The following is a 10542-nucleotide window of genomic DNA, read 5'->3' on the forward strand; positions in this document are numbered from 1 at the left end:
GTCAGGAATTACCCCCGTGGGCCTTGATGAGCCCCAGTTGATCGAACGTGCCCGAAAGGAGGACGTCGAGAGCCGCCATGCCGTCCGCCGGCTCGATCGAGCCGGCCCCGGCCTTGTGCATGCGCTCCCGGTACTCCGGTGCGGCGACGACGCCGACGGTGCCCCAGTAGCCCCAGTTCATGGTCTTGACGGGGAAGTCCAGCTCGCCGGCGAGCCGGTGGGCGTAGGCGTCCTCGAACACCGATCCCGCCACGTAGTTGCACTGCCCCGAGGCCTTCAGGAAGGAGTTCATCGAGGAGAAGAAGAGGAGGAAGTCCAGGGGCTCGCCCCGGAAGACCTGGGCGAGTCGGACGCTCACGTCGACCTTGGCCGTGACCGCGGCGCGGAAGCGCCGCTCGTCCATCCGCTCCAGGCTCCGGTCGAGCAGGACGATCGCCGAGTGGACCACACCGTGGACGACCGGATGGGTCCGCTTGATGTCCTCGTACGCCCTCTCCAGCGCCGCCCTGTCGGTGGCGTCGGCCCGTATGTAGCGCGGTCGGGGGCCGAGCTCGCCCAGACGCCTCAGTTTCGCCCGGATCGACTCGTCCTCCTCCCTCCGCCCGATCCACACGACCTGCGCCCCGTGGGTGCGGATCATGTGCTCGGTCCATGCCTCGCCGATGCCGCCCGCGCCGCCGATCACGACGTAGACGCCGCCCTGCCGGTACACCGTGCGGCGGGTGCGCTCCCCGGCGGTGTCCCGCACGGGCACGAGGCTCTGGCGGTACCAGCGGGAACGGCGGTACGCCCACACGCTGCCGCTCTCCCCGGCGGGCGGCGCGAACAGCTGCGCCACCGGCCAGTCGCGGTCCGGGTCGAGGTCGGCGAGGCTCACCGTCCAGCCCGGGTACTCCTTCGCCACCGAGCCGAGCAGTCCGTGCAGTCCGGCGTGGGCGGGGTCGACCACGTCCGTGCGCCGGACCCGCAGGGTCCGCTCGGTCACGACCGTGACACCGAGCGGGCGGCGGCCGTACCCCAGCGTCAACAGGGCCTTCAGCGTGCGGAAGCAGGCGTACAGACCGGTCTCCTGCGCGTCCACCAACGCGTCGTCCGCGGTGTCGGCGCCGGCATCGGCGGCCGTCCCCCGGGGCGCCAGCCAGACGAGGTGCCCGAGGGCTTCCCCTGTGGCGTCGAGCTTCGCGGCGATGGTCCCGGTCGTGTCCGCGGGGTCCAGCGGCAGGTGTTCGGCACGGGGAAGGACGGTACGGACACGTTCCCGCTGCTCCGCGGTGCCGCCGATCACGACGACCCGGCCGGACGGGAGTGCGACGTCCTGAGGCGCGCGCCGGGGGACCGCGTCCCAGACCGGCGCCAGCAGGATGTTCGTGCCGTCCGGGACCTCGCCGCCGGGTGCGGCCGGCGCGTGTTCCTCCCCGGTCGCGACGGGGTGCGCTGCCGGGAGGGACGCCTCGGGCCGCCCGGACGCCGGGGCGTCGTCGAACCAGCAGCGCTCGCGCGCGAACGGGTACGTGGGCAGCGGGACCCGGCGGGGCCGCGTCCCGTCGGACAGTCGTGTCCAGTCGACGGGCGTTCCGCCGGTCCACGCCGCGGCCAGCCGCTCGGCCTCCGTCACCGACACCGTGCCGTCCGCACCGGCCCGTGGCACCAGGCCGGTGCGGCCGGACCGGTCCTTGCCGGCCAGGCCCGTGAGGACGCCGTCCCCGACGCCGTCCTCGACGTACCGTGTCAGCTTCTCCAGCAACTCCCCCAGCGTGGTGGCCACGACGGCCAGCCGCCACGCCATGGCCTCCCTGCCCTGCTGCAGTGTGTGGGCGACGTCTGCCAGGGCCAGCGACGGGTGGGTGCGCAGGTGGCCGACGAGGCGGGCGGCCGACGTCCTCAGCTGTTCCTCGCTCCTGGCCGACAGCACGAAGACCTGCGGGCCCCCGGCCGGCCGCTCCGCGGCATCCTGCGGATGCTCCTCGAGCACCAGGTGGGCGTTGGTACCGCTGAAGCCGAAGCCGCTGACCGCCGCGCGCCGCGGAGAGCCCGGTTCGGTCTTCCACGGGGAGAGCTCGGTGTTCACGCGGAACGGGGAGTTCTCGAAGTCGAAGTGCTCGTTGGGCCGTTCGAAGTGCAGCGTGGGCACCAGCTGCTCGTTGCGCATGCACAGCAGCACCTTCTGGATCGAGGCGATGCCGGCGGCGGCCGAGGTGTGGCCGAGGTTGCTCTTCACCGAGCCGATGGCGCAGTACCCGGTCTTGTCCGTGTGTTCCCGGTAGACCGTCGCAAGGGCCTCCAGCTCGATCGGGTCGCCCAGCTTGGTTCCGGTGCCGTGCAGCTCGGCGTAGCCGATCCCGGCCGGGTCGATGCCGTACCGGTCGTAGACGTCGCGTTCCAGCTCCATCTGGCTCGCGCCGCTCGGCGCGGTGATGCCGTTGGTCCTTCCGTCCTGGTTGATGCCCGAGCCGATGACCACGCCGTGGATGTGGTCACGGTCGCGGACGGCGTCGTCGAGACGCTTGAGGACCAGCGCGCCCACGCCCTCGCCGGGCACGAACCCGTTCGCGCCGTTGTCGAAGGCCTTGCAGCGCCCGTCCGGCGACAGCATGCCCGCGCTGGACATGCCGAGGTACGCGTCCAGGCTCAGATAGAGGGTGACGCCACCGACGAGGGCCATGTCGATCTCGCCGCTCCGCAGCGCCTGCGTCGCCAGATGGGTGGCCACCAGAGAGGACGAGCACGCCGTGTCCAGGGCGATGGCGGGACCCTTGAGATCGAGGAAGTAGGCGATGCGCGCGGCCGTGATGGCATTGCTGCCACTCGTGGCCGCCGCACTCGTCTCACCGCCCTGCCGCTGCATGAGCATGCCGTACTCGCTGCTCATGATGCCGAGATAGACACCGCACTTGCGGCCGCTCAGGGAACGGGGATCGTAGCCCGCGTCCTCGAACGCGTGGTACGCCTCCTGGAGGAACAGCCGCTGCTGCGGATCGATCGACTCCGCCTCCGCGGGCGGGATGTTGAAGAACAGCGGGTCGAAGGTCTCGATGTCGTCGAGGCGCCCCAGCCACTTGCAGGTGACCTTGCCCTCCTGGTGGGGACGCGGGTCGTAGTGATCGGCGACGCTCCACCGGGAGGCGGGGACCTCGCCCACGCAGTCACGGCCCCACGCGAGGTTGTCCCAGTACTCGTCCAGGGTCGCCGACCCCGGATACCTGCCGGACATGCCCACCACGGCGATCGCGCCGGCCGTGCGGGAATCTGCTCGCGGCACCTCGACGGACTCACCGCGCGCGGCCCGCTCGGCCGGGGGCTCCGGCTCGGCGACCCTCACCGGCTCCGGCACGGTGACCGCGGCCGGCTCCGGTTCCGGCTCGGCGACGGGCTCGGTCACCTCACGAAAGGGGCGCCCCTGAGGGGCGCCTCCCCTGGCCAGCTCCCCGGCGACGTAGGCGGACAGCTCCACGACGGTGGGGTGGTCGTAGAGCCGGGTCACCGTCAGGTCCAGTCCGTACCGCTTGTTGATCGCGTTCATCCACTCGACGCCGACGATGGAGTCCAGGCCGATGTCGGTGAACTTCGTGTCCGGGTCGATCTCTTCCTCGAGCAGGAACAGGGCGTCTGCGAGGCTCGCCGTCAGCTCGCGGACGAGACTCTCCCTGTCCTCGACGGCGGGCCCCGGGGGGACGGACCGGCCGGGCGCCGGGGCGGGGTGGGGGACGTTTTCCGTGCCGGTCACCCGTGTCGCCCCGGCCTCATCGGACGGCGGCCCCTCAGACACCGGGAGAGAGGCCGGCGGTGTCGGCCGCGCGGGCACCGGACCGCTGCCTTGCCCGAACCCGGCGTCCAGGGGGGCCAGGCCGATACCGCGGGGCTTCGCCGCGATCCGGGTGGCCGGCGCCGGGGGCGGCGCCGCCTGGACCGCCGCGTCCGCGTGCACCGCCGGCTCGGCCGGTTCGGCTGCCGTGGCCGTGCCGCGGCCGGCCGTCACGGCGGCGGACCGGGCACCGTCGGCTGCCCAGAACCGCTTGCGGGCGAACGGGTAGCTGGGCAGGGAGAGCCTGCGCGGCAGCGCGTTGGGGTAGTAGCTGCGCCACGGCAGGTCGAGCCCGTTGGTCCACAGTTCGAGCAGCTTGCCGAACTTCCCCTTGTCCACCCAGGCCGCGATGGTGCCTGCCATGTCCTCGTCCTCGGCCAGGACGGAGACGACGTCCTGGGAGCGCCTGCCGCGGCCCCGGTAGGTCCCGGCGTCGTCCTTGCCCTCGACGTAGTCGCCCAGCCGGGCCGTCAGCTCGGCCGCCGAGCCGGCCAGGAACGCGAGCCGCTCGGCCATGTGCTCCCTGGCCACCTGGAGAGTGCCCGCGACGGCGGGCACGTCGGCGTCCTCGATCCGCTCCTCGCGCACCCAGTCCAGCAGGCGCCGGGCCTGCTCGCGCAGTTGCTCCTCGGTTCTCGCCGAGAGCACGATGACCGACCCCAGCGGCGACCGCGCCGGACCGTCGGCCTCCACAGGCCCGGCCGGTACGTACTCGCCCACGATGACGTGGGCGTTCGATCCGCCCGCCCCGAACGACGAGATGCCGGCGAGACGCGGGTACTCCCGGGGTCCGTCGGGTGTGTCGATCACCGGCCGCCGCCACTCCGCCGGCTCCCGCTGCACCCGGAAGGGTGTGTCGGCGAAGTCGATGTGCGGGTTGAGCGTCTCCGCGTGGAGCGAGGGCACCAGGCGGCCGTGCGCGAGCTGCAGCAGCACCTTGGTGAAGGCGGAGATGCCCGCGGCACTCTCGGCGTGTCCGATGTTGCTCTTGACCGAGCCGATCGCGCAGAACCCGCGGTCGTCGGTGTGGCGGGAGAACGCCTTGGCGAGGCCGGCGATCTCGATCGGGTCCCCGAGCGAGGTGCCCGTACCGTGCGCCTCGACGTAGCTGATGGTGCGCGCGTCGACGCCTGCCTTGTCCAGGGCCCGGGCGACCACGCCGGCCTGGGCGTTCGGGTTGGGGACGGTGTAGCCGTTCGTGCGGCCACCGTGGTTCACCGCTGTCGCCTTGATGACTCCGAGGATGCGGTCGTTGTCGGCGATGGCCCGGTCCAGCGGCTTCAGCATCACCGCCCCCACTCCCTCGGCGGGCACATAGCCGTCGCCGCCCTGGCCGAAGCTCTCACAGCGGCCCGTGCTGGACGCGAAGCCGGCCTGTCCCAGCAGGAGGTACTTCGCGGGGTGCAGGGACAGGTTGACACCACCGGCGATGGCGACCTCGCAGTCGCCCGTCTGCAGGCTCTGGCAGGCGAGGTGGAGAGCCGTCAGGGACGAGGAGCACATCGTCTTGACGGTGAGGCTCGGTCCCTGCCAGTCGCAGAAGTAGGAGACGCGGTTGGCGATGTTCGCGGCGTTCCCCGGAACCGCCCTCCCGTCGGCGAGCGCCTGCTCGGTCGCCCCGTAGAGCTGGTACTCGTCGTACATCGAGCCCACGAACACCCCGACGTTGCCCCCCACTCCGTCCGGAGCGGGCGCCGTCAGGTCGTGGCGCGTGTATCCGGCGTCCTGGAGCGTCTCGTAGACACACTCCAGGAACAGGCGCTCCTGCGGGTCGGTGAACTCGGCCTCGCGCGGCGACATGTTGAAGAACAGCGGGTCGAACCGGTCGACGTCGTCGAGGAAGCCGCCCCACTTGGAGTTCGTCGTGCCCGGCTGGGAACGGTCCGCGTCGTAGTAGGCACCGGCGTCCCAGCGATCCCGGGGGACCTCGGTGACGCAGTCCCGGCCCTCGGCGAGGTTGCGCCAGAACGTCCGCAGGTCGGGTGCCTGTGGGTAGCGCCCGCCCATTCCGATGACGGCGATCTCCGTGCCGCGCGGCGCGGGCCCGTGCCGCTCCGCGCGGTGCGCCGGCCCGGGCGCGGGTGCCGCCACCGCCCGTGCGGCGGCGGACCCGGCGGGCGGCTCCGCCGCTGCCGGGGGCGAGGGCACCGCGGCGGCCGGGACGGCGCCTCGCAGCTCCCGCAGCCGCTCCTCGTGGACCTCGGTGAAGTACCGGCTCAGCGCCTTGATGTTCCGGTACTCGAAGAACAAGGTCTTCGGCAGGAGCCCGAAGGAGGCCTCCAGCCGGGCGGTGAGGTTGACGGCCTGGATCGAGTCGATGCCGTAGCGCTCCAGGCTGCTGCCCGGCTCGATGCGCCGTGCGGGCACCTTCAGCACCTCCGACAGCAGCGTGGTGAGGTACGCGACGGTCCACTCGGCCAGGCCGTCGTCCAGGCCCGTCACCGGGGCGGCGGGCGTGGCGGTGTTCACGGGTGCCGTGGCTTCTCCGGCGTGCTGCATCGTCAGCGCCTTCCTGATCCGGTCCGTGTGCCCAGCGGCGACGAGTACCTGGTGGTGGTTCGTGTGCAGGCTGCGGGTGAATGCGCGGACGCCCGCGCCGCGTTCCAGCGGTGAGATGCCGAAGCGTTCGCGCAACACCGTCCTGGTGCCGGCATCGGCGCCCATGCCGCCCTCGGCCCACAGCGGCCAGTTGATCGACAGGGTGCGGCCGGAGCGGCGTCCGCCGGCCACGAGACCCTGGCGGTACTCCGCGAACGCGTCCATGAACGCGTTCGCCGCGGCGTAGTCGGCCTGGCCGACGTTCCCCGTGACGGCGGCGCCGGAGGAGAAGGTCACGAAGAAGTCCAGATCGAGGTCCGCGGTCGCCTCGTCGAGGTTCACCAGCCCGCTCACCTTCGGCGCGAGAACCTCGCGGAACTCCTGCTCGGACTTCCTCAGGATGAAGTCGTCCTGGATCACCCCGGCGCTGTGGACGATCCCGTGGATCGTCCCCGCCGTGCGCCGGACCCTGTCGACGAGAGCGGCTACCGCGGCGCGGTCGGTGACGTCGACCGGTTCGTAGGACACCTCCGGGCCCGATGCCCTGAGTTCTTCCAGGATCCGGCGCGACGGCTCCGTCGCCGGGGAACGGCCGACGAGGACGAGCCTGGCGTCCTTCACCTGCCGGGTGATCTCCTCCGCGAAGATGCGTCCGAGACCGCCCATGCCGCCGGTGACGAGGTAGACGCCGCCGGAACGCCACGGTGAGCCGGCGGACCGTGCCGGGGACTCCTCGGCCCAGGTGAGCACCTCACGCCTGTCTCCGCGCAGTCTCACGGTGGCATCGACGGGACCGCGTCGCTCCCGAGTGAGGAGGCCGATCCGTTCCGCGACCGGTGTCCCGTCGGCCACGACGACGACCTGGCCGGTGATCCGGGGGTTCTCCAGGGCCGCGGTCCTCAGCAGCGCCCCGAGGCCGGTCAGTACCCCTGACTCCGGCCGGTCGGTCAACAGGATCTGCAGGACGTACGGCGTCTGCGTGCCGTCCCGCAGCAGCTGTCGCGTCCTGTCGAACACCTGTGACGCGTAATCCGTGTAGCGCGCGTCGAGGGTGGCGGCCCGGGAGGTGAGGGTCACCACCTCGCAGTCCGGGTCCGCGAGGGCACCGGCCCCGAGCGCGCCGTCCTCGGCGAAGACCACGGCCCGCCCGCCGACGGCGGGACCGGCCGCGTCGGGCGGCGGCCTCAGCTGCCAGCGCGGAGAGGCCAACACCTCGCCGTCCGTGTGCGCGGCCGCTCCCTCGGGTGTCGGTTCCGGGTGCAGCGCCCGTACCGAGAGGCCCCGGACGCGTACCTGGACGCGTCCGGCGTCGTCACAGAGATCGATATCGAAGGCAGGGGTGGCCCCGCCCGCCGCGTCCCGGGCGCCGCGTCGGCTCCAGACCCAGAGCGTTTCGCCCGGCGCGGCGAGCACCTCGACCCGTTCCACTCCGTACGGCACGAATGCGGCCCCTTGGGCATCCGGATCGCCGGTCATCAGCGCCGCGCAGGTCTGGAGAGCCGCGTCCATCAGGCCCGGGGGCAGACAGCAGCCGTCCGCGTCGACGCGCGCGGCCTCGGGCAGCGCCAGGCGTGCGAGCACCTGGGACTTGCCGAGGAGCACGTGCTCGACGGCGCGGAACGAATCGCCGTACGTGATCCCGGCGGACCGGAACGCGGGGTAGATCTCCGCCGCGTCCCACCGCCGTTCGCCGCATGCGGCCCGCAGCCGCGTGAGGTCCACGGAAGCGGCTGCCGCCTCGCACGTCACCACCGAGCCCGTGCAGAGCACGGCGGCCTCGGCGCCCTCGCCGGCGGCGGAGATCCGGAAGCGGAGGGCGTTCGAGGAGTCCGGCTGGAGCGTCACGTCCAGGTCGCGCGGCTGGTCGTCGACGCGGAACGGCCGGATCCAGACCACGTCCGTGACGGCGAGTCCGGCGCTGTCCGCCACCGTCCCTCCCCTGGAGTCGGCCGCCGCCGCCAGCGCCAGCTCCAGGTACGCGGCGCCGGGCAGCGTCCGCATCCCGTGCACCAGGTGATCGTGCAGTACCGGTTCCTCGCCGGTGAAGGTGGAGCTGTAGCGCCGGCCTCCGGACTCGGAGGTGCCGCGGTGCAGCAGCGGGTGGAGCACGGCGGCCGGAGGCGGTACGGAACCGGCCGGCGCCGGAGAAGTCGGCGTCACCCAGTACCGCTCCCGGGCGAACGGGTACGTGGGAAGCGGGATGCGGAAGGGCCTGTGCGGGGCATGGAGCCGGGCCCAGTCGACGGCACGGCCGCCGGCCCAGACCTCCGCGACACGACGCGATGCGCGCGCGGCCACCAGCGAGCGGACCAGGTCCCGGTCCTCCTCGCTCTGCTCCTCCCAGCCGGGCGACTCCGGTGCCCGGCCGTGGAAGACCTCCACGGTGCCGTCCTGCCCCAGATGGGTCTTCAGCCCCCGGGTCACCGCGTCGAGGGAGTCGGCGGTGAAGGCCAGCCGGCAGTCCAGCGCCGCCCGCCCGACCTGGAGCGAGAAGGCCAGGTCGGCCAGGTCGAGCCGCGGCTGTTCCTCGACGAAGGTGAGGAGATCACGTGCCCGGGCGTCCAACTGCGCTTCCGATGCTGCCGACAGGACGATCACTTCGGCCGACGACCCGGCGTGTTCGGTCGTGTCACGCATGGCGATACTCCTCCAGCACCACGTGGGCGTTCGTTCCGCTGAACCCGAAGGAGCTGACGGCGGCCCGCCTCAGCTCATGACCGTTCCGTGCTTCCCAGAACCGGAGGTCCCTGCTGACGGTCAACGGGCAGTCGTCGGAGTCCAGAAGCTCGTTGGGGGTCTCGACGTGGAGGGACGGCACGAGCAGGCCGTGGCGCAGGCCGAGCAGGACTTTGTGCATGCCTGCGATGCCGGCGGCGGCGGAGGTGTGCCCGATGTTGCTCTTCACCGAGCCGATCGCGCACGCCCCCGGGGCCACTCCCCGCTCACGGTAGACCGTGCTCAGGGCGTCCAGCTCGATCGCGTCGCCGAGCGTCGTCCCCGTACCGTGCGTCTCGACGTAACCGATGGACGCCGCGTCGATGCCGTACCGGTCGTAGACCGAACGGAACAAGTCCATCTGGCTGTTGGCGCTGGGGGCCGTGATGCCGTTGGTCTTGCCGTCCTGGTTCGTACCCGACGCCAGCACCACGCCGTGGATGTGATCGTGGTCGGCTTCGGCGTCGCTCAGCCGCTTCAGCACCACGGCTCCCACGCCCTCACCCGGCACGAAGCCGTCGGCTCCCTGGTCGAACGACCGGCACTGCCCCCGTGCCGACAGCATCCGTGCTCCCGACATCCTGACGTAGGTGCCCGGAAGCAGGTACAGCGAGACACCTCCGACCAGGGCGATGTCGATCTCGCCACTGGCCAGTGCCTGCTGGGCGAGGTGAAACGCGACGAGGGAGGACGAGCAGGCGGTGTCGAGGGCGATCGCCGGGCCCTTGAGGTTGAGGAAGTAGGCGATGCGCGCGGCGGCGATGGCGTTGCTGCTGCTGGTCGCGACGGTGTCTTCCTGATCGTCGTTGCCGGACAGGAGAAAGCTGTATTCGTTGCCGCTGATGCCCAGGTAGACACCGCACTTCATCCTGCTCATCGACGCGGGGTCGTAGCCCGCGTCCTCGAACGCGCGGTACGCCTCCTGCAGGAAGAGGCGGTGCTGCGGGTCGATCCCTTCCGCTTCGGCCGGTGAGATGTTGAAGAACAGCGGGTCGAAGCAGTCCGCGTCCTGCAGGTAACCCATCGCGTTGCAATAGGTCTTGCCCTTCCGGCCGGGGCGGGGGTCGTAGTAGCGGGACATGTCCCAGCGATCCGCGGGCACTTCCCGCACGGAGTCCCGACCGTCCCGGAGGTTGGCCCAGTACTGGCGGAGGTTCTCCGCGTCCGGGTAGCGCCCGGACATTCCGACAACGGCCACGCGGTCCTCGCGGACGGCGGTGACCGGGACGTCGTACGGGGCGTTCCCGGGTGCCGGCTGCACGGGTTCCAGTTCCGGTTCCCGTTCTGGTTCTGGTTCTGGTTCTGGTTCCGGTTCCGGTTCCGGTTCTGGTTCCGGTTCTGGCAGTGGTTCCGAGACCTGTAACGCCACCGGCGCCGGTGTCGGGACCGGCACGACGACCGGCTCCGGCGCCACGTCCGGGGAAAGGGTCTCGCCGGCCGGCATCTGCTGCTCCAGATGAGCAGCCAACTCCATCACCGACGGATAG

The 10542-nt window shown here is 71.8% G+C and carries 2 protein-coding genes; both read right to left on the minus strand.

From position 1 onward, the window contains the following. Nucleotide 1: 1 nt before the first annotated feature. Nucleotides 2-8977: an SDR family NAD(P)-dependent oxidoreductase gene (locus F1615_RS30950; protein WP_149552359.1), complete on the minus strand. Its 8976-nt coding sequence runs from the start codon at nucleotides 8975-8977 to the stop codon at nucleotides 2-4. Beyond that, the gene (locus F1615_RS30955; RefSeq protein ID WP_149552360.1) at nucleotides 8970-10316 is read right to left on the minus strand and encodes a type I polyketide synthase; all 1347 of its coding nucleotides are present in this window, start codon (nucleotides 10314-10316) and stop codon (nucleotides 8970-8972) included. The genes F1615_RS30950 and F1615_RS30955 overlap by 8 nt, the downstream gene beginning before the upstream one ends. Nucleotides 10317-10542: the final 226 nt, after the last annotated feature.

This window comes from Streptomyces marokkonensis, from assembly GCF_008312835.1.
GTDB lineage: Bacteria > Actinomycetota > Actinomycetes > Streptomycetales > Streptomycetaceae > Streptomyces > Streptomyces marokkonensis_A.

Excerpts from the sequence above, each read along its gene's own strand:
- F1615_RS30950 (WP_149552359.1), bottom strand. The coding sequence starts at position 8,977 with ATGCGTGACACGACCGAACACGCCGGGTCGTCGGCCGAAGTGATCGTC.